Annotated in this window: 22 protein-coding genes; 16 read left to right on the forward strand and 6 right to left on the reverse strand. The window is 46.2% G+C overall.

The annotated features are described in order from the left end of the window. Nucleotides 1-4 precede the first annotated feature (4 nt). The gene (gene dxs, locus ACHKAR_RS06200) at nucleotides 5-1,921 is read right to left on the reverse strand and encodes a 1-deoxy-D-xylulose-5-phosphate synthase (RefSeq protein ID WP_395416614.1); all 1,917 of its coding nucleotides are present in this window, start codon (nucleotides 1,919-1,921) and stop codon (nucleotides 5-7) included. A gap of 141 nt (nucleotides 1,922-2,062) precedes the next feature. Between dxs and ACHKAR_RS06205 the strand changes: the two genes are divergently transcribed. After that, nucleotides 2,063-2,842: a segregation and condensation protein A gene (locus tag ACHKAR_RS06205; protein ID WP_395416615.1), complete on the forward strand. Its 780-nt coding sequence runs from the start codon at nucleotides 2,063-2,065 to the stop codon at nucleotides 2,840-2,842. 45 nt (nucleotides 2,843-2,887) lie between these two features. Here ACHKAR_RS06205 and ACHKAR_RS06210 read toward each other — a convergent pair whose 3' ends face one another. Then, nucleotides 2,888-3,307, reverse strand: a complete 420-nt coding sequence (locus ACHKAR_RS06210) for a nucleoside-diphosphate kinase (RefSeq protein ID WP_159584295.1) — start codon at nucleotides 3,305-3,307, stop codon at nucleotides 2,888-2,890. 147 nt (nucleotides 3,308-3,454) lie between these two features. Here ACHKAR_RS06210 and ACHKAR_RS06215 point away from each other — a divergent pair, with 147 nt between their 5' ends. From ACHKAR_RS06215 to ACHKAR_RS06270, 12 genes are all read left to right on the forward strand, one after another. Continuing rightward, entirely contained in the window at nucleotides 3,455-4,474 is a 1,020-nt protein-coding gene (locus ACHKAR_RS06215; RefSeq protein ID WP_159584293.1) for a DHH family phosphoesterase, read from the forward strand. Further along, nucleotides 4,471-5,355: an FKBP-type peptidyl-prolyl cis-trans isomerase gene (locus tag ACHKAR_RS06220; protein ID WP_159584291.1), complete on the forward strand. Its 885-nt coding sequence runs from the start codon at nucleotides 4,471-4,473 to the stop codon at nucleotides 5,353-5,355. Before ACHKAR_RS06215 ends, ACHKAR_RS06220 begins: the two co-directional genes overlap by 4 nt. Before the next feature lie 67 nt (nucleotides 5,356-5,422). Next, nucleotides 5,423-6,016: an FKBP-type peptidyl-prolyl cis-trans isomerase gene (locus tag ACHKAR_RS06225; protein ID WP_159584289.1), complete on the forward strand. Its 594-nt coding sequence runs from the start codon at nucleotides 5,423-5,425 to the stop codon at nucleotides 6,014-6,016. A 5-nt stretch (nucleotides 6,017-6,021) separates the two neighbouring features. Continuing rightward, on the forward strand, nucleotides 6,022-6,600 hold the full coding sequence (gene rdgB / locus ACHKAR_RS06230) for an RdgB/HAM1 family non-canonical purine NTP pyrophosphatase (protein WP_395416616.1): 579 nt from the start codon (nucleotides 6,022-6,024) through the stop codon (nucleotides 6,598-6,600). Between the two features lies 1 nt (nucleotide 6,601). Next, nucleotides 6,602-7,222 carry a uridine kinase gene (gene udk / locus ACHKAR_RS06235; RefSeq protein ID WP_395416617.1) on the forward strand — a complete coding sequence of 207 codons (621 nt, stop codon included), beginning with the start codon at nucleotides 6,602-6,604 and terminating at the stop codon, nucleotides 7,220-7,222. 102 nt (nucleotides 7,223-7,324) lie between these two features. Continuing rightward, nucleotides 7,325-7,642 (forward strand): hypothetical protein, encoded by a 318-nt coding sequence (locus ACHKAR_RS06240; RefSeq protein WP_395416618.1) that lies wholly within the window; start codon nucleotides 7,325-7,327, stop codon nucleotides 7,640-7,642. A 72-nt stretch (nucleotides 7,643-7,714) separates the two neighbouring features. Further along, a complete protein-coding gene (gene secDF / locus ACHKAR_RS06245; protein WP_395416619.1) occupies nucleotides 7,715-10,705 on the forward strand; it encodes a protein translocase subunit SecDF in 2,991 nt (996 codons plus the stop codon). 133 nt (nucleotides 10,706-10,838) lie between these two features. Then, a complete protein-coding gene (locus ACHKAR_RS06250) occupies nucleotides 10,839-11,534 on the forward strand; it encodes a hypothetical protein (protein ID WP_395416620.1) in 696 nt (231 codons plus the stop codon). 91 nt (nucleotides 11,535-11,625) lie between these two features. Further along, entirely contained in the window at nucleotides 11,626-14,049 is a 2,424-nt protein-coding gene (locus ACHKAR_RS06255) for a hypothetical protein (protein WP_395416621.1), read from the forward strand. A 95-nt stretch (nucleotides 14,050-14,144) separates the two neighbouring features. Beyond that, entirely contained in the window at nucleotides 14,145-14,876 is a 732-nt protein-coding gene (locus ACHKAR_RS06260; RefSeq protein ID WP_395416622.1) for a carboxypeptidase-like regulatory domain-containing protein, read from the forward strand. Between the two features lie 77 nt (nucleotides 14,877-14,953). Next, nucleotides 14,954-15,481 carry a hypothetical protein gene (locus ACHKAR_RS06265; protein WP_395416623.1) on the forward strand — a complete coding sequence of 176 codons (528 nt, stop codon included), beginning with the start codon at nucleotides 14,954-14,956 and terminating at the stop codon, nucleotides 15,479-15,481. Nucleotides 15,482-15,574: 93 nt separating this feature from the next. Further along, complete coding sequence (locus ACHKAR_RS06270) at nucleotides 15,575-16,720, forward strand: transporter (RefSeq protein ID WP_395416624.1); 1,146 nt, start codon at nucleotides 15,575-15,577, stop codon at nucleotides 16,718-16,720. Between the two features lie 136 nt (nucleotides 16,721-16,856). Here the strand turns inward: ACHKAR_RS06270 and ACHKAR_RS06275 are convergent, their stop codons facing one another. Together ACHKAR_RS06275 and ACHKAR_RS06280 are read right to left on the reverse strand one after the other, a co-directional pair. Further along, the gene (locus ACHKAR_RS06275; RefSeq protein WP_395416625.1) at nucleotides 16,857-17,024 is read right to left on the reverse strand and encodes a hypothetical protein; all 168 of its coding nucleotides are present in this window, start codon (nucleotides 17,022-17,024) and stop codon (nucleotides 16,857-16,859) included. Between the two features lie 54 nt (nucleotides 17,025-17,078). Further along, the gene (locus tag ACHKAR_RS06280; RefSeq protein WP_395416626.1) at nucleotides 17,079-17,600 is read right to left on the reverse strand and encodes a mechanosensitive ion channel domain-containing protein; all 522 of its coding nucleotides are present in this window, start codon (nucleotides 17,598-17,600) and stop codon (nucleotides 17,079-17,081) included. Nucleotides 17,601-17,721: 121 nt separating this feature from the next. Between ACHKAR_RS06280 and ACHKAR_RS06285 the strand changes: the two genes are divergently transcribed. The 3 genes from ACHKAR_RS06285 (at nucleotide 17,722) to ACHKAR_RS06295 (ending at nucleotide 19,039) form a co-directional block, all read left to right on the forward strand. Further along, complete coding sequence (locus ACHKAR_RS06285; protein WP_395416627.1) at nucleotides 17,722-18,405, forward strand: energy transducer TonB; 684 nt, start codon at nucleotides 17,722-17,724, stop codon at nucleotides 18,403-18,405. Nucleotides 18,406-18,527: 122 nt separating this feature from the next. Next, complete coding sequence (locus ACHKAR_RS06290; RefSeq protein ID WP_159584265.1) at nucleotides 18,528-18,785, forward strand: type II toxin-antitoxin system Phd/YefM family antitoxin; 258 nt, start codon at nucleotides 18,528-18,530, stop codon at nucleotides 18,783-18,785. Next, nucleotides 18,782-19,039, forward strand: a complete 258-nt coding sequence (locus ACHKAR_RS06295) for a Txe/YoeB family addiction module toxin (protein ID WP_395416628.1) — start codon at nucleotides 18,782-18,784, stop codon at nucleotides 19,037-19,039. The genes ACHKAR_RS06290 and ACHKAR_RS06295 overlap by 4 nt, the downstream gene beginning before the upstream one ends. 32 nt (nucleotides 19,040-19,071) lie before the next feature. Here ACHKAR_RS06295 and ACHKAR_RS06300 read toward each other — a convergent pair whose 3' ends face one another. Together ACHKAR_RS06300 and ACHKAR_RS06305 are read right to left on the reverse strand one after the other, a co-directional pair. Further along, a complete protein-coding gene (locus tag ACHKAR_RS06300; RefSeq protein WP_395416629.1) occupies nucleotides 19,072-20,397 on the reverse strand; it encodes a Gfo/Idh/MocA family protein in 1,326 nt (441 codons plus the stop codon). An 80-nt stretch (nucleotides 20,398-20,477) separates the two neighbouring features. After that, nucleotides 20,478-20,654: a hypothetical protein gene (locus ACHKAR_RS06305; RefSeq protein ID WP_159584259.1), complete on the reverse strand. Its 177-nt coding sequence runs from the start codon at nucleotides 20,652-20,654 to the stop codon at nucleotides 20,478-20,480. Between the last annotated feature and the right edge of the window lie 47 nt (nucleotides 20,655-20,701).

Genomic DNA, 20,701 nt, shown 5'->3' on the forward strand with positions numbered 1-20,701 from the left:
GCAGTTAGACTACCGCACTTAGTTCGAGTAACTTGTATGTGGCCTGCAGTATGGCTTCAGCGTCGTAGCCACACTCCTGATAGAGTTCGTCCTGCTCACCATGCTCCACAATGCGATCAGGAATTCCCAGTCGGATCACCTTTGCGTTGTAGTTATGATCAGCCATAAATTCCAATATGGCCGTGCCAAATCCTCCGGGCAAACAGCCATCTTCCACGGTAATGACCTTCTTATTTTTCTCAAAAACCTGATGCAGCAGGGCTTCATCCAATGGCTTCACATAGCGCATGTCATAATGAGATACCCGAATTCCCTGTTTCTCCAGCTCGTCACATGCTTTCACAGCATAATTGCCAATATGACCAATGGTGAGAATGGCCACCTCTTCTCCGGCACGCAATAACCTGCCTTTACCTATTTCCAGCTGTTCCAGCGGGGTTCGCCATACAGGCATCACTCCCTGGCCTCTTGGATACCTGATGGTGAAAGGACCGTCTTTAAACTCACTGGCCGTGTACATCAGATTTCGGAGCTCCTGCTCATTCATAGGGGCAGCAACCACCATGTTTGGGATACAGCGCATATAAGCGAGATCATAAGCGCCATGATGGGTAGGCCCATCAGCACCGGCAATACCCGCCCGATCAAGACAAAAAACCACGGGGAGCTTCTGAATAGCTACATCATGGATCACCTGATCATAGGCTCGCTGCATAAATGAACTGTATATATTACAAAAAGGAACCATCCCCTGAGTAGCCAGTCCTGCAGAAAAAGTAACTGCATGCTGCTCTGCAATGCCCACATCAAATGCACGATCAGGCATGGCTTCCATCATGATATTGAGGGAGGAGCCGGAGGGCATGGCGGGTGTAATACCCATCACCTTGTCGTTCTGTTCGGCCAGTTCTACCATGGTATGTCCAAATACGTCCTGGTACTTCGGTGGTTTGGGCTCTGTAACTACTGTTTTTCGTATTTCTCCTGTGATTTTATCAAATTTCCCCGGGGCGTGCCATTTGGTCTGGTCTTGTTCTGCCAGTTTGAAACCCTTTCCCTTCACTGTTACACAGTGTAAAATCTTGGGGCCGGGAATGTCCTTCAAATCCCGCAATACATGAACGAGGTGGTTGATGTCATGACCATCCACCGGGCCAAAATACCTTAAGTTCAAGGACTCAAAGAGGTTACTTTGCTTCAGCAGTAAGGACTTGATGCTGTTCTCAATGTTCCCGACAATCTCACGGGCATTGGGGCCAAACTTGCTGATTTTTCCAAGCACCTTCCACACATCATCCCTGATCTTATTGTAGGTAGGTGAGGTAGTAATGTCTGTTAAATAATCCTTCAGTGCACCCACATTAGGGTCTATGGACATGCAATTATCATTGAGGATAATCAGGAGGTTTTTATTAGAATCTCCGGCGTGATTCATGGCCTCAAATGCCATCCCTCCGGTCATCGCTCCATCGCCAATGACTGCTATGTGGTGCTTTTCCTTCTCCCCTTTATAGTCTGACCCAAACGCCATACCCAAAGCGGCAGAAATGGAGGTGGAAGAGTGGCCCACCCCAAAGGTGTCATACTCACTTTCGGATCTTTTAGGGAAACCTGAAAGGCCATTGTAAAGTCTGTTGGTATGAAAATCTTTTCTTCGTCCGGTCAATATTTTGTGGCCATAAGCCTGATGACCCACATCCCACACGAGCTGATCTACCGGGGTATTAAATACGTAGTGGAGTGCCACAGTGAGCTCTACCACTCCCAAACTAGCCCCAAAATGCCCACCATACACCGAGACATGATCTACGATGTACTCACGAAGCTCTTCGGCCACCTGGGCCAGTTGAGTCTCGTCTAATTTCTTAAGGTCGTTGGGATTGTCGATTTCCGCTAAAAGCTTTCCGGGCCTAATCTCCATATAGTAATCTTTTGGGGTGATTCATGAACGACTTTCAATTCTAATTGTTTAGCGGCAAGACAATTATGAATCAAATATTCCACAAATCTAAACTATTTTGAGATTTCCTATTAGTGCCAGAAGTAGTAGCTTTGGCCTACTGTGAGCGATTCCCAAAATTCCAATACTTACGAGATCAAACTTCCTCTCTTTGAGGGGCCATTTGACCTGTTGCTCTTTTTCATTGAACGGGACGAGTTGGACATCTATGATATTCCCATCGCTAAGGTGACCAGTGATTTTCTGGATTACCTCCATCAGCTGGAAACGATGAATGTGGAGGTGGCCAGTGAATTCATACTAGTGGCTGCCACGCTGATGCGTATCAAAGCCAAGATGTTACTTCCCAGACCGGTATTGGATGAAGAAGGAAATGAAATAGACCCCCGGGAGGAGTTGGTGAAGCACCTGCTGGAATACAAAAAATACAAATCGGTAATTCAGGAGCTCAACAGCCTGGAAAGCAACCGCTTGGATAGGGAACAAAGGGGAAATCTGCTCAAAGAAATCAAAAAGCTCTCTCAGTCCATTGATGTGGAAGCCGAGATGCAGGATCTGGATCTTTACAAGCTGATGAAGGTTTTCCAGAAGGTGCTGAAGCGGTATGAGTTTGATCAAAGCAGGCCTACACATCAGGTGGTGCAGTACCCTTACACCATTTCCACGCAGAAGGATTATCTGATCCAGCGGCTACACAGCAGCCCGAATCATCGCATCTCCTTCAGCTCCTTGGTGGAAGAAAAGCCCGAAAAAATTCTGGTGATCTACAACTTCCTTGCCATCCTTGAGCTCCTCCAGCTGGGCACCATCACTCTTCATATTGGCGAAGGCTTCAATAACTTCTGGGTAGAAAAACTGGAAGAAGAAAAAATCCCGGACTGATCAGCCCGGGATTTCATTTTCAATCAATACTTTCTTGCTAGTTAATTAAAACTTCTCCAGGCCTGAGAAGAAAAACGAACCCTCAATCTCTGCGTTCTCGTCAGAGTCAGATCCGTGGATAGCATTGGCCTCAATAGAAGTAGCAAATATTTTTCTGATGGTTCCTTCCGCAGCATCTGCAGGATTAGTCGCACCAATCAATTTTCTGAAATCTTCCACTGCATTGTCCTTTTCTAGAATCATAGCCACGATAGGCCCAGAGGACATATAAGTGACCAGGTCATTGTAAAAAGGTCGCTCTTTGTGTACTGCATAAAATTGTCCTGCTCTGCCTGCAGATAGGTGAGTCAGTTTCATTGCTTTGATACCAAAGCCTGCTTCTTCAATCATTTTGGTGATCGCACCGGTATTTCCTGATCCGTATGCATCGGGTTTGATCATTGTGAAGGTCCTTGTTCCTGCCATTTAATTGGTTTTTTTGAGTCTTTTACTAAACGGCTGCAAAAATAACATTTATCCTATTCACTATCACCTTACCAGCCATTTTGTATTTACTTGATTTATTGTGAGTTTTGCGATTCACTTACAGCCAAGGTGAGGCAAGAATTGTTAATGAAGGAATTAAGCGCTTTAAAAGCATTACTATCCACCCCCAAGAAAATAATTATAACCACCCACGCTAATCCTGACGCTGATGCCTTGGGCTCTTCTCTGGGATTATACCATTTTCTTAAAAACCGTGGGCACGAGGCACTTGTGGTCACCCCTACGGATTATCCCGACTTCCTGCACTGGATGGAGGGCAATGATGAGGTGGTGGTGTATGGTGAGAAAAACCATCAGCAGGTTGCTGAACTGTTCGAGCAGGCAGATCTGATCTGCTGCCTGGATTTTTCCGGACTCAACAGGATCAAGAAGCTGGGCGAAATGGTAGGCTCCTCCAAAGCTAAGAAGTTGCTGGTGGACCATCACCTGAACCCTGAGCAGTTCGCAGATTATGAACTTTGGGACAACAAAGCCGCAGCTACTGCGGAGCTGATCTACGACCTTATTCTGCTTCTGGATGGTAAAGAAGAGATTAATTTGGCCATAGCCGAGGCCTTGTATGCGGGCATCATGACCGACACAGGTTCGTTCAAGCACGGCTCCACCTCCGCAAAAATCCACCGCACCGTGGCTGAGCTGATGGAGATTGGCGCTGATGTGAATAAAATAAGCCGACTCATTTATGATACCAATTCATTGAATCGACTGAGATTCATTGGTTATGCGCTAATGGAAAAGTTGGTGGTGAATGTTGAATATCAGGTGGCCTACTTTGTGATCAGTGCCGAAGAGCACGAGCGATTTCACTTGAAAAGCGGAGACACCGAAGGCTTGGTCAATTATGCCCTTTCGATCAATGGCATTGTGGTGGCGGCCATCATCATGGAAAAAGGTGGTGAAGTCAAAATGTCATTCAGATCAGTAGGCGACTATGCTGTGAACGATATTGCCTCTGAGTACTTTAGCGGAGGTGGTCACAAAAATGCCGCTGGCGGCATTTCTGATTTAGGACTAGAGGAAACTGTAGAAAAATTTAAATCGCTGATTCCAAAATTTCAGCAAACCCATAACCAAAAAACAAAATGAAAAACATCTGGATATTGATCTTTCCGCTGCTGGTATTTTCCTGCAACAAAAACAATGATTTTACAACAGAAACCGGAGTGGAAGTATCCTGCCTGGTGAAGGGTGACGGCCTTGGCGCCCAAAAAGATTCTATTGTGGTTTTATACCTGAAAATAGTGGGAGCTGATGGTGAAGTACTTACCGAAACCACTCCTGAAAAACCATTGGCTTTGGCCTTTGACCCGGAAATGAAAGCCGGCAACCTGCAGGAGGTACTGAAAGAAATGGAAGTGGGTGATAGCGTGTTTTTCACTACAACGGCCAAAAATCTATTCGAAGAAACTTATCAGACACAGCTACCTCCGGATATGGACTCTGCTGCAGTGATGAGCATCAATATGAAATTTCATGCCCAAATGAGCCAGGAAGATTACCGTGCTTACGTGCAGGAAATGACTGAAAAGCAGCGTGCCAAAGAATCAGTGATTCTTGAAGAAAAGCTTGTTTCTGATGGCGAAACCATCGATGCCTATCTCGAAGAAAATGGCATTGATGCCATCACTACTGAGTCTGGTCTGAGGTACGTCATTACTCAGGAAGGTACCGGAGCAACTGCGCAGCCAGGTGACGAGGTGACTGTTCACTACGCTGGTCGTTTATTTAGCGGAGAGCCTTTTGACAGCTCTATCGAGCGTGGCCAGCCATTCAAATTCAATATTGGTCAGGGACGTGTGATCCCGGGATGGGACGAAGGTATCGCCTATATCAAAGCTGGTGGAAAAGCTACATTGTATATCCCCAGCCCACTTGGTTATGGCAGCAGAGGCGCCGGTCCTACCATTCAGCCATACAGTATTCTTGTTTTTGACGTTGAGGTATTAGAAGTTGGTCAAAACCAGTAACCTGCACTGATTAAAGCATAACCACATAACTTTACCAAAGGGGCAGGCTGATTTTAAAAAGCGAGAAATGAAAAACATAAAAGGTCAAGTAATAGCGGTAATGATGATCATTACCGCTTCCCTTTACTCCTGCAGGCAGGACACAATCGTCACCAGCGTAGATCCGGATGTTCAGCTCAAAGCTGACTTGAAGGTGATGGAAGCCTATGTAAACGCCAAGGGATATACCGATGTGGACACTACCGAGTCAGGAGTATGGTATGTGGTACTCGACTCAGGCAATGGAGCCGGAATCAATCACAACGACATTGTTTCGTTTTTTATAGCAGGCCGACTGACCGACGGTTTTCTGTTTGCCACCAACATTGATACCGTGGATATCAATAATGGTACTTACGACGAAGACCTTACTTACAACCCGATCATCTATACCTACACGGCTGACGGCTGGAACATTCCGGAGATCATCACCAACTTCTATAGCTATGAGCGTGGATACCGCGAGGGGCTTTCCAAAGTGTTGGGTATTTTGAAAGTAGGTGGTCGTGCGCAAATTATCATTCCATCCGGGCTGGCCTATTCCACCAATCCTCCATTTGGCCTGGGCATCCCGCGAAATGCCGTTTTGGTGTTTGACATCTACCCGAGTTATGTGCGGTGAAGGACATGAAAATCTACTTTGCCACCCACAATACCAACAAACTAAGAGAGCTAAGAGCACTCATCCCTGAAAATCTGGAGCTATTGGGTCTGGATGACCTGGGCTTGCACGAAGAAATCCCCGAAACCGCAGATACCATAGAAGGCAACTCTGCCATGAAGACTCGGTATGTATTTGAGAAGCATGGAGTAGCCTGCTTCGGCGATGATACCGGATTGGAGGTGGAGGCGCTGGGTGGCGCGCCTGGTGTGTACTCCGCCAGATATGCTGGCCCGGACAATGACAGCCATGCTAATATGGACTTACTCCTTTCGAATCTCAAAAACGAGGAGAACAGAAAAGCGAGGTTTAAAACCGTGATCACCTACATAGATAACCAGGGCCATGAATACCAGTTTACGGGCATTGCCAAAGGTGAGATCATCCGTGAAAAGACCGGGGCACAGGGTTTTGGATATGATCCTGTATTTTTACCTGAAGGTGAAGACCGGACTTTTGCTGAAATGAGCGCTGCTGAGAAAAATGCCCGCTCCCACAGAGCCCGGGCCTTTGAACAACTCATCCAATTTTTGAAAACTAAATAACATGTCAAAACCTCTGATCATAGGAATCACCGGTGGAAGCGGATCAGGCAAAACGCTGTTTCTGAAACAGCTCATGGAGAAGATTGAAGAAGGAGAAATTAGCTTACTCTCTCTGGATAACTACTACAAGCCCCGCACAGAGCAGCCACTGGATGAGCGAGGGGTGGAGAATTTTGACCTCCCCGAATCACTCGATCGGGAGCGGTTTTCCAATGACCTGAGAAAGCTCAAGCAAGGTGAAGACATAATCATTCAGGAATACACCTTCAATAACGACGAAAAGAAACCCCAAACTATCCATATCAAGGCCACACCGATTATCGTGGTGGAAGGCATCTTCACTTTTTACTATGAAGAAATACTGGACCTGCTGGATTTGAAAATTTACATTGAGGCACCCGACTATCTGATGCTGACCAGGAGGATTACCAGAGATGCCGAAGAGCGTGGGTATGACCTAAGTGACGTGCTTTATCGCTTTCAGCACCATGTAACACCCGCCTTCAAAAAGTACATAGAGCCTCTCAAACATGAAGCAGATGTGCTGATTCCGAATCACAACGGCTTTTCTGTGGGTCTGGAGGTAATTGTTTCTTACCTGCGCCAGAAGGTCAATCAATAATTTTCTGATTGGACTAAGTAATTAATTGTATTTCAGTAGTTTTGTCGCGCTTTGAAACCAGGCGAAAGTAACATATCGAACTTTTTATTCAGGTCATTGGTGATGCTGGGACTAATTGTGGGCTTTTTAGCCATCACAGTGACCACCCCTATCACGCCACAACTGAATATAGAAGAGCTGGCTCAGGTAGACAATGCGCCTACTGATGAAGAGCAGCAACCTGAGACTGTTCTCAGGGCTTTCGATGCGATCCCTGTCACAGCCCATGTAAGCCTTACCCACGAGTTTCTCCTCATAGACATCCTCACCAGCTTTGAGAGTCTTGAAGAAGATATCACCGCTGGTGAGGAAGCAGTATGTGCTGGCAGCAAAGTACTGAAGATTCTTTTCAGAAGAATTATCTCCCCCAACGCACCCTAGTCTGCCCACTGCAGACCAGAACCGCCTTTTTTAGATTACCCGATTTTTTCTCAAAAAAACATACTTAACACCATGAAAAACAAAGGATTTGTTGTTTCACTAACAATCGTTATCTCCTTGCTGTGTATCTACTATTTGTCATTCACATTTGTAGCACAGAAGATCCAAAAGGAGGCAACCGAAGCCACTACAGATGCTAGCGGCAATATCAACTTCGCTGAAAAACAGCGATACCTCGATTCTATTTGGAATGAGCCCGTGTACAATCTGCTTGGGCTTGACTACACCTATCAGGACATCAAAGAGACCGAGCTTAATCTTGGGCTTGACCTTCAGGGTGGTATGCACGTGACATTGGAGGTTTCTCCGGTGGACATTCTTAAAGGACTGAGTGGAAACAATCAGGACCCTGACTTCCAAAGTGCATTGATCACTGCCAAGACCAACATACGTGGCACTCAGAACAACTATGTAGATGAGTTTTACCGTGTGTTCAAAGCAAGCGCTCCGGACAAGTCTTTGGCCTTTATTTTTTCGAATACTGCCAACAGGGGCCGTATCAGTCTCAACTCTACCGATGAAGAAGTACTGGACATCATCCAGGCCGAAGTAGAAAGTGCCATCGACCGTTCATTCAATATCCTGAGAACACGTATCGACAGATTTGGTACTTCACAGCCCAACATTCAAAGACTTCAGGGTACAGGCCGTATCCAGATAGAGCTTCCTGGTGTAGACAACCCTGAGCGGGTAAGAAAACTGTTGCAAGGAGTAGCTAAGCTGGAGTTTTGGGAAGTACACGAAATCAATGAGATTTCGCCAACCCTTCAGGCCATCAATGATCTGTTGGTAAAAGAGCAAAAAGCTACTTTGAATACTGAAGACCTGACGGCCAGCACTGAAACCGTGCAGGAAGACCTATCACTCCTTACTGAGGATGACAATGCATCGGACACTGCGGACACCACTGCGCTGGCAGAAGGTGACTCAGCCACAAGCAACCTTGACTCGGCACTCAACAGCCAGGTTTCGCCCTTATTTTCTCTGATCAAGTCTCAGTACGGACTGGTTTACGATGTGAAAGACACTTCGACCATCAACAGAATCCTCCAAAGAGAGGATGTGAAGTCAGTCATTCCTTCGAATGTAAAGTTCCTCTGGTCTGTGAAGGCCATCAAGAGCGAAGCAGTAGGATCTCCTGAGCTACTGGAGCTACATGCGATCAGAACTTCCCGCACGGGCAAAGCGCCACTTACAGGTGAAGTCATTACAGACGCCAGACAAGACCTGGATCAGCGCTCAAGACCCGCTGTGAGTATGCAAATGAGTGCCGCAGGAGCCAAAACATGGAGACGACTGACCGCCAGCAATGTGGGAAGAAGAATTGCCATTGTACTGGACAACTATGTATACTCTGCACCCAATGTGGAAGGTGAAATCCCGAACGGAAACTCTTCGATCTCCGGAAGCTTCACCATTGAAGAAGCCAAAGATTTGGCCAATATCCTGAAAGCTGGTGCACTACCAGCGCCTACCACCATCGTGGAAGACGTGGTGATCGGACCTACCCTGGGTAAAGTAGCTCAGGAGCAAGGGATTATTTCCATTGTAGCAGGTTTGGGTATTGTGATCATTTTCATGGTCTTCTATTACGCCAAAGGAGGTCTCATTGCCAACGTGGCATTGTTCTTCAATATCTTCTTTATCATGGGGATTTTGGCACAGCTGAGTGCTTCACTCACACTGCCAGGGATTGCCGGTATCGTATTGACCATCGGTATGTCCATTGATGCCAACGTACTTATTTTTGAGCGTATCAAGGAAGAGCTTAGAAACGGCTCAGGGCTGAAAGCAGCGATAAGCACCGGATATAGTAAAGCATACAGTTCTATCATAGATGCCAACGTGACCACATTCATCACAGCGATGATTCTCTACATACTGGGACAGGGACCTGTGAAAGGCTTTGCGATCACTTTGATGATCGGTATTGCCTGTTCATTCTTCAGTGCGGTATTCATCACCCGTGTGATCGTGGAAGCCTTCTCTAAGAAAGGAGACAACTCTAAACTTTCATTTGCCAATGCCTTCTCCAGAAATGCTTTGGTAGGATTGAATATCGATTTTCTGAGCAAGCGTAAAATGGCTTATATCTTCAGCTCGACGTTTATTGCCGTAGGTATTGTAGCTATTTTCATCAAAGGACTTACCCTGGGTGTGGATTTCAAAGGTGGTCGCTCGTATGTGGTGACTTTCACTGAGGCCGCTGTACCTTCAGCACTTAAAGCTTCTGTGGCCCCTTACTTTGACAATCAGGGTACCGAGGTGAAAACCTATGGAGCCAACAACATCATGAAAATCACCACGTCATACCTGATAGATGATGAAACCGATGCTGCAGATCTTAAAGTAAAGAATGCTCTGATAGAGGGAATAACTGCCTCCGGGCTTACCTACAGCACCAATGCTGACCTGGGCCCGGATTCATTTACGATCAGTAGCTCTTCCAAAGTGGGCGCGACCATAGCGGATGACATCAAAAACTCATCCTATGAATCAGCCCTTTTCGCTCTCATCGCCATATTCCTTTATATACTCATTCGTTTCCGTAAGTGGCAGTTTGGGTTGGGTGCGATCGTAGCACTGTTCCACGATACACTTTTTGTGCTCTCAGCCTTTGCAATTGTCTCACTTTTTGGGATTACCTATGAAGTAGATCAGGTTTTTGTCGCTGCCATACTTACCATCATTGGTTACTCCATTAACGATACCGTGGTAGTATTTGACAGAATCAGGGAGAACCTGGGGATCAAAACCGGCAGTGAAATGAAGAAAGTATTCAACGAGTCACTCAACAGCACCATTAGCCGTACGTTGATTACCTCTATCACCACACTTATCGTGGTACTGGTACTTTTCATCTTCGGTGGAGCTGCTTTGAAGGGATTCTCTTTTGCGTTGTTGATCGGTATCCTTATTGGTACTTATTCTTCGATCTTCATCGCCACACCGGTGGTCATAGACCTCAATACTAAAAAAGACGCTAAGGCAGTAAAAGCCTGATAAGCGAAAGAACAATCATTACGAGAAGGGTGTCCACATGGGCACCCTTTTTATTTGGTTCTGTGTGTAGGTATAAATTGGGATAGGTTTTCTAAGCAGATAATTGCTAAATTTAGGAAAAACTACATAACCTATGGAACCTGAACATCGCTATCGGTTTATATCCTATAGTTTATTCCTTGCTTCTACTTTCCTCATCCTTTTTGTCCTCGATCGTTTTTTTGGATTCCACTATGCCCCTGACGAACATCGACTCAATCAAAAGCCGAAAGTGGAAAGCAGTGTAAAAAGCCATGGTGAAACCGCCGAGCCTGCCACAAAACCTGAGACAATACCTGAAGATCAGCCGGAATTTGAAAGCCCGACAGAAGATGCAGAAAAGGAAGCCAAGGAAACTTCTGAGGTACAGAGCCCATCAAATAGCGATTTTTTTCAGACCCTGAAGGCTAACTATCAAGCAGAAGTCCTAAGTCAACTACCCCCTAACAAGGCAAGAACTGACATAGTGATCCGATACTACCAGCATGCTCCGGATGGCAACAGCGCTTATGCACTTCAAAAGTTGGGATTTTATATTCACGAACGCCCGGTAGATCCTGAGCTTGCCAACTATCAATCAAACGCCATTTACTTTGGGGAAAATGTCAAATTGGAAGACATTCAGATCGTAGGGCTCACGCTATTGAGCGAAGGCCTACCGGTCAAATTGATCAAACCTTCACGTTTTGGAGACTCCTGGAAGTCTAACTCCATCGAAATAGGTACCGACACCACCCTGATTAACCAACCTACTCTTACCTTTTCTGAAATAGAAAACCTCGCGATTTAATCCTGGAGTACTTTTTTTGAGGTTTTTCACCCCATTTACTTCCCAAATAGGTTACACTTTGGTTAATATTATGCCATCTAACGCCTAATAGATGAGAAGATTTTTTGCACTAACGGTTTTTCTGCTACACGCTACCTATCACTTCGCGCAGCCCATCGAAACACTGGTCGTAGATGAGCTCACCGAGTATTTGGAACTCAGACCCCAGGAAAAGGTATTTTTGCATACCAACAAGCAGATCCTCGCTGCCGGAGAGACACTCTGGTTTAAAGCCTACCTGACGGATGCCAACACCCTGAAAGCCAGCAAACTGAGCAAAGTACTCAATGTAGACCTCATTGATCAGAATCAGCGAATACTATATTCCCGCATTCTCAAGCTGGAAAATGGCAGTGGGTTTGCCGAAATAGACCTTAGCGACTCCCTCCCTGATGGGGACTATTTTCTGAAAGCATATACCAATTATATGCTCAATTTTGATCGGTCACTGCTCTATACCCAACCGCTCAAAATTATTAACAAATGGGTAGCATACCCCAGTCCTGAAGCTCCTCCAACGGCCTTTGATGTACAATTCTTTCCGGAAAGTGGGGATTTGGTTAACGGGTTGATCACCTCGGTGGGATTCAAAGCCATCAACGAAAAGGGCCTTGGAGTAAGCATCTCTGGAGAAATCGTGGATGATCAGGCCAATAAAATCACTGATTTTCAAAGCCAGTTTGCAGGCATGGGCTCCTTTAAACTAATCCCGACTATCGAGCATATGTACACTGCGCGTGTTTCGTATCAGGGCTCCGTTTTCGAATTTCCCCTTCCAACAGTGCGCCCAAACGGAGCCATCATTCAGGTAACTCCCGCCCTGGAAAAAATGACCCTCAAGGTCCTGACCAAAGACTATTCTCTCGAAAATCACTTCCTGCTGGGCTATCAACGTGGCAAAGCCGTCATGCTTTTGAAACCTGATCCCACCAACAGCTACATGTTCTCCACCTTTTCTACTACTGACCTCCCCACTGGCATTGTCCATTTCACACTGTTCAACCCTGAGGGGATTGCCATCGCAGAGCGGCTTTCATTCATCATGAGCCAGGGTGACCCCACGTTGAGTATTGAAAACATAGAAAAAAATGCGAACCGAAGTAAAACCAGCGTTTCTCTGTCCATGGATCACCTCGGAGAAGATAATGGCCTGGCAGATTTGTCGGTTTCCGTGTTCAAGGCTTCATTGGATCTCCCCATGAAAAACACCATTCAAACCCACCTCCTTTTATCCTCAGACCTAAAGGGGCACATAGAAATGCCTCAGTATTATTTTGCTGATGTGGACATGGAAAAAGTGGAAGCGCTCAATAATTTACTGCTTACACAAGGATGGAGACGTTTCAAATGGGCCACAGTGATGAACAAGGATTTACCCGAAATCCAGCACTTTCTGGAGCAACATCAGAGTATCAGCGGGCAGCTCTTTAAGTATTACAACCGACAGCACTCCGCCCCCGGCAACGTCAGCCTGACGGTACTCGAAAGCCCACTGATCAACGCTACTGTAGAAACCGGGGAGGACGGTAGGTTTCAGTTCGCCGGCCTGGATTTTCAGGATACTGTATCCATCATCCTGCAGGCCCAAAAACCCGGAAAAAAGGCCAAAAAGGACCCCACTAAGGAAAAAAACGATGCTTACTACATCAAAGTGAACCAAAGAAAAAGTCCTCCTGTGGTAATCCCACTAGTCCCCATTCCAGAAGCAGAAATGGATGATGCCATCTCAGATGCGGAAGTGCAAATGAACAGGATAAGGGAGATTGAGGCGGCCTTTTCAGAAGGTGGTGCCATCATGCTGGATGCCTTTGAATTTAAGTCATCCAAAAACCCTTATGACGATCCGGTAAGCAGCCGAGCGCTGATGTACAACAACCCCACCACAAGGGTGGAGCTGGATTCTATGCCAGTAGACCCTCGTCTGGGCGCAGCCAGTATGGCTGATGTCTTCAATGCACTCCAGATTCCAGGGTTTAACACCACCACCATGCAAAGCCGTGGTGCTTCCACCTTTTCAGGAAGCAATACAGTTGCTTTTTTCTATGACGGTATGCAGGTAGACAAGGAGTTTGTCATGCAGGACCTTTCGCCCAGCGATGTTGGTTCCATAGACTACTTCACGGGTGCCAAGGCTTCCATATTCGGGGCTGTAGGTGCCAGTGGTGTGATCGCCATATATCCGCGCAGCGAGCAATCCTATGCCAATCTGGATGTAGTGGGGATCGCCAACTTCAAACTCCCCGGATATTATCAGCCACGAGAGTTTTACAGCCCAAATTATGATGTGATCACTGAAGAAAAGCCAGATTACCGTGCCACCCTGTACTGGAACCCTGCGGTTCAAACCGATCAGAACGGAACCGCCACTTTCAGTTTTTTCACCTCCGACGAAGATGCCGAGTACCTGATAGAAGTGCAGGGTCTTACCTCAGATGGGAGTCCCGTTTTCAGACAGAGCTATCTGATCGTGGAGTAGTCGTAAATGTTAAAAAATCCTAATTCCGATTTCCTGTCATCTTTTTGTCAGACCTTTGTGCTGTGAAACCGACGTTCTTGTTTCTGGTAATTTTAATGTCGCTGGTACTAAAAACCGTGGCACAGGACGAGCACCCCGTTATTGGAGTGCTGGTGGACTCAGCCACTCGCCAACCGGTGCAGTTTGCACATGTAACCAACTACTCCACCAATCAGCTCACCGTCACCAATGCTCAGGGCCGGTTCCGCATTCCGGCGAGTGTGGGTGATACCATCGTATTTTCCATTGTAGGTTATCAAACACTCGGCTGGATCGCCCGGCAGGAGTGGCTGGACCAGGAAATTAGCCTGGCGCTTCCCCAGGATACCCTTTTGCTGAATGACGTCATTGTACAAAACATTCCCACAGAAGAGATATTCAAAAGAAAAATACTCAACTACCAGCCCGAAGACACCTCCTTCTGGTATCATGGGATGCCCCTGCCAGTGGCCAAAGAAGACCCTATGCTCAATGAGAAGACGATCAAAAATCCATTATACATGGCCACACATCCACTCTCTGCCATGTATTACAATTTCAGCAAGCAGGAAAAAGAGAAGCGGAAATATCACCGGGTCATCCAAAATGAACACAGAGAGCAACGTGTATATGCCAAATTTTCCAGGGAATGGGTACATGAAGTAACGGCGCTGGAAGGTAACGAACTCACGGATTTCATTTTTTACTGTGACTATTCTCTGGATTACCTGGACAAAACGCCTCTTTATCTAATTCGGGAAGATTTGCTGGCCAAACTCACCGAGTTTAAACGTGACCAACGAGGTTAATGTACCAGATCAGCCTTGTTGAAATTTTCAAGTCTCAAACATTTTATTATCTTTCGAGTTGGATTCAGGCCCACACCGTGAAAAGACTCATTGCTTTAGGCTTTCTTACACTCTTCCTACTCTACCATATAGGGTATCTGGGTTACTATTGGTATAGCATGAAGCAAATCAATGAAGAGTGGCTCGTGCGGGTGGATGTGACTCCTGATATGAAACACATTTCGATCCCAATTACGCTGCCTTATTGGTCTGATCAATCCGAATATCGCCCATCGCATGGTAGCATCACCATTGACGGTAAACAATACAGAACGGTTCTCGAAAAATATTCTCAAGATGCCATTCACTTGATCGTGGCAGAAGATTACGCAGTGCAGGAGCTCAATCAATCCATCTCAGATTGGATAAAAATGATGAATACTTCTGACTCGGAGCATTCCGGGAAAGTGAATTTGCTCAAGTCTATTGCCAAAGATTATCTGGCTGATACCCATGACCTACTTCCTGAAAAACTTTTTAAGCTAACAGAAACATCATTTTTCAGTACCTCTGACATGCTCACAGAGTGCTATTCTACCATCACCACCCCACCCCCTCAGGTTTAAAGATTCATATCTCGTCTTATTATTTTTTTGAATCAATTCATCGGCAAAATTCACTGAAGATGGGTGTTTGTACGATGCACTAAAACCTAAACAATGAAAACTTTATACCTAACCATAGCAGGTATCCTATGCCTGTACCTATTATCCTACAATCAGATCCACGCACAAGGATGCGTGGCCATACGCTCCGGATGTGGAGCCAATGTGGGCGGTGGAGCTTCCTTGCAAAAGGGCCAATGGCAAGCCGGAACCAATTTCCGTTACTTTCATTCCTACAAGCATTTCCGAGGGAAACATGAAGAAACTAACCGTGTAAAAGAAGGATCAGAAGTGATCAATGACTCATTTTTTCTTGACTTCCTGATGAGCTACGGCCTCACAGACCGACTATCGCTCAATGTAGCTCTCCCTTTTGTGCACCATAACAGATCGTCCCTATATGAGCATGGTGGCAATCCCAAAGAAGATGACATATCCACTGTAGAAAATGAATTTTGGGCTGGAGACAGACACGCTACCAGTAGTGCGGGACTGGCTGACATCAGGCTGGGAATGACCTACTGGCTACTGGATCCTGCGGAAAGTACCGGAACCAATGCATCTATTGGACTGGGGATGAAATTTGCCTCGGGTGACTACCGTGCTCAGGACGAGTTTTATAACCAGGGAGACAATAAGGATCAAACCATCCTCTCCGGTGTGGATCAATCCATCCAACCCGGTGATGGGGGCTATGGAGTTACTTTGGATGTGCAAGGCTACCATACCCTCTCCAATGGGGTGGTCATCAGCGCCAACCTCTACTATCTTTCTAATCCTCGTGAATATTATACCCTGGAAACCAGAGGACGAAGCAGAGACTTCTCTGTCCCAGACCAGTATGCTGCCAGGCTCGGAGCCCTGGTGATGACACCTATACATGGCCTGTTTTTCTATGGTGGTGGCCGACTGGAGGGGGTGCCTTCCAGTGACCTGATAGGAGGCGACGAAGGTTTTAGAAGACCTGGGTATGCGATCTCTCTGGAGCCAGGACTGACCTACGGCATCAGAAATACGGCCTTCAATCTTACAGTACCTGTGGCCGTGGAGCGAAACCGCACCAGAAGTTTTTCAGACAAAGAAAGTGGTGGACATGGTGATGCCGCTTTTGCCGACTACCTGATCAATTTTAGCTTTTCCTACAGATTTGGGAAAAGCACTCCGGTACTGGAATCAATTCAATCGCCAACGGGCATTTAACAACGACTACTTCTTTACTATTATGATAACCCAATAAAGCCTGTTTCCGCTGGATTCAGGGTTTTTCTTAGACCTAAAAAGGGCCTCCGATTGTTATCGGAGGCCCTTTTTTTAATGGCTTATATTTTCCCAGAACTTAGCTTCCGCATCCTACGCATTCAATTACCTGGTTGGCCGGTTTGATACCATCCCGCGTCATTTTCAGGTTGTGGATTTTGTCTCTGATGTCCATATCCTGAAACATGTCGCCGGTTAGCTGGCCTTCGAGGGTTTTGATCTCGTTTTCTAGTTCTTCGTGTGTCATGATGAGTATATTTTTTAGTTAATACAATTTAAGCATAAAAATGATTCGCTCCGATTAGTCATTGATCAAAATAATCGCTTTCTGCAAAGCCAGGTTATTGGGGTATGTCACTTTCTGGCCTTCATCGTTTTTGATGATGATGGAAAACATGTTAAGGTCGTTGACAATGCCCTCAATGGAATTGTCGCCATCCACAATGCGAATTCGGTCTCCAATGCGATAGGGAAAATAAAAAAACAACAGGATGGCCGCAGTGATATTACTCAGGATGGACCAGGCTGCAAACAGCCCAATGCCTGCCACGGTGAAGAATGACAAGAAGTAAACAGAAAGCCCCTCAAATGAGATATCCCAGGTCAACCCCAGGAGGAGCAGGATAAACACCACCAGCACAAACCGAAAATATTTGGTGGTATAAACCACGCGTGGTGTAGATATTTCTCTTCGCTTCCCATAGCGCTTGATGAGTCTGGAAGTCACTTTATTGAGGATGGCATACAGCAGCACCAATGCAGCTGTGATCAGAAGCTGGATCGTCAAACTATCTGTTGATTTGAGAAACTCAATAATTTTCATGACTGCAAAAGTAATTGCTGAATCCGCAACTCCACCACACTGCTCCGCATATTGACCACAATACCTGACTAAAAAATTTCGTTTAATACATATAATCTTTTCTCACCTAAACCATTACCTCATGGAACTCAAGAAAAATGCAGCATACGATCTGGAGCCTAAAACTCCTCTATTCTTCAGCATTGGTCTGGTTATCGCCCTGGCGCTGGTCACAGCGGCCTTCGAATGGCGTGGCCAGTACGAGCCCCTTGATCTACGCAAAGAGGAGCCTGTATGGGAGGAGCCTTACATAGTACGCAATACTGTGATCCCAGCCCCCAAGCCACCTGAGCCAATGCCTATGAAAAAGCCGCAGGTAATCACCCAACCACCCATTATCGTGGAGGGCAATGAACTGGAATCTTATATTGAAGAGACAGAACCCATAGACGACATTCCATTTGACGACATCCCGATAGAGCCATCGCCAGAAGTGGACAACAACGTGTATATGGGCGAGCTTATCGAGACACAAGCCAGCTTTCCGGGAGGGTTATCTGCATTTTATGAGTATGTGGCCACCAATATCAAGTATCCTAAAAGGGCAAAGACTATGGATGTGACCGGGACTGTCTATGTACAATTTATCATAGACAAAGACGGATCCCTCACAGAATTAAAGACGCTGAAAGGAATAGGACTCGGCTGTGACGAGGAAGCCATAAGAGTGCTCGAAAACAGTCCCAAATGGAATCCGGGCAAGCAACGCGGCAGAGCTGTGAAAGTACGAATGGTGTTACCGATTACTTTTTCTCTGGCACATTAAAAACTTAAAGTGATCACTACAGAACTTCATCAGGCGTATTCAGTTCTGTCAATCCCGCTCTGAACACCTACAAACTTTCCATAATTAAGTACGTATATTTGTACAACTAAAATGGACGAAAGATGATAGCAGCAAATTATTCAGAGTTTAGAGCGGGATTGAAAAAATACCTTGATCATGTTGAAGAAGATAATGAAACCTTAGTGATCAAAAGGAAAAGTGGGAAAGGCACGGTATTAATTTCACTCGAAGAGTACAACTCTATCATGGAGACCCTGCACTTACTCAATTCCAGAAAAAATGCCGATCGCCTTTATGAGTCCATCGAGCAAATGAAATCAGGTAAAACCCACAAGCCAAACCCTGAACAACTAAAGTGACGCTGGTTTTCACAGCAAATGCCTGGGAGGACTATGTCTATTGGCAAAAGGTTGACAGAAAGATGGTCAAAAAAATCAATGACCTTATTAAAGTCATCAAAAGAACACCATTTGACGGCATTGGCAAGCCCGAGCCCCTTAGGTATGATCTTGCCGGATATTGGTCCAGACGGATTGATTTAGAGCACCGACTTGTTTATCAGGTAAGTGGGGATGAATTACTGATTTATGCCTGTCGCTATCATTATGACTAATAAAGTCAAGGGTCGCTGCACTACCAACCAATCTATCTACTCACCTTCCAGCCATTCTGGTAGTTGGCCATCAGGTATTGATTGGCTTCCGGGTTGTTCTTGAACTTCCCTGCCTCCTGGTCCCAATAGACCTTCTCTCCGGTCTTAAAAGCTATGTTACCCATTTGCGCATTGATGGCGGCTATACTCCCTGAATCGATCGGTGTATTGAGCAGCCCAGGATCATTGGCTTTCATAGCTGCCACAAAGTTCTGCGTGTGCAAATCCAGGTAATTCTCTGCATCCGATTTGGTCACTGGCGCAACAGGGCTCATTTTTAATTCCCCTTTGTTAGAGTAACCGATTGATTCGCGTTCCACGAGAACTTCCAGACCAGATCGATCCACCACCAGGGTGCCATTATTACCAATGAATGCAATGCCTTCACGGCGGCCATAGGGTCCATAATCGATACCGGTGGCGTGCTCCCAAAGCATGTTGAAGTCTTTATACTGATAGATGGCCTGCAGGGTGTCTGGTGTTTCGGAAGCATCATCAGGAAAGGCCAGCTTGCCTCCGGAGGCCACCACCGAGATCGGGGCCTTCTCCTCCATGATCCAAAGGGCAATGTCTATTTCGTGCACGCCCCAGTCGGTCATCAGCCCTCCGGCATAGTCCCAAAACCATCTGAAATTGAAATGAAATCTGTTTTGATTGAACGGTCTGGCTGGGGCAGGACCGAGCCATGTTTTATAATCTACCCCCTCTGGCACCGGCCCATCAGATACCACCGGAATGGCGCCCATCCAGCCCTGATACGCCCAGGTCTTCACCACCCTGATCTTGCCCAGAACTCCCGACTGCACAATCTCTCTGGCCTTCCGATAATGCGGACCACTCCGCTGCCACTGACCAGTCTGCACCACCTTGCCCGTGTCCCGGGCAGCGTCTACCATGATTCCGCACTCTTCAATGGTATTGGCCACTGGCTTCTCTACATATACATGCTTGCCAGCTCTCACAGCATCCACCATTTGCTTGCAGTGCCAGTGATCAGGGGTGCCGATGACTACTGCATCTAGTTTCTTATCATTGAGAAGCTCCCGATAGTCTCCATATTGTGTGGGTTTGTTGGTTCTCAGCTTTTGGTAATCCATCAGCCTTTTCGCAATCACACCCTCATCCACATCGCAAATACTTACCAGGTCCACTTCCGGCATTTTTAGAAGGGAATAGGTATCGGACCACCCCATGCCATTGCAACCAATTACCCCAATATTGATCTTATTGTGTTGGTTGATCCCGCCTCTGAGAATGTTAGGAAAAGAGAGTGCTCCGGCAGCCAGTGCGGTGTTTTTGACAAATGTGCGTCGTTTCATGGGTTTGGGTTAGTGGGTGATCAATCAATTTTCAACTTCTTAATTTATTGATTTTCCATGAAACCCGCTTTGAAAAAACATCAAGCCAGATCCGATTCCCAATCAAAGTCCCCGGCCTCTTTCTCCTCGTCCTCTTCCAACTGTGTCTGCTCGATCCGGTCCTCCTCACGCAAGCGATCATCCTGAAAATACACATTGTGCCAGGCAATCATAAACCCAATGGTGCATACCCAGAGAAACCTGCGAACCGTATGCATAAGTGATGAAAATCTATTTGCGGACATAGGTGCAAAAAAAGAAGCCA

Source organism: Marinoscillum luteum, from assembly GCF_044005705.1.
Classification (GTDB): domain Bacteria; phylum Bacteroidota; class Bacteroidia; order Cytophagales; family Cyclobacteriaceae; genus Marinoscillum; species Marinoscillum luteum.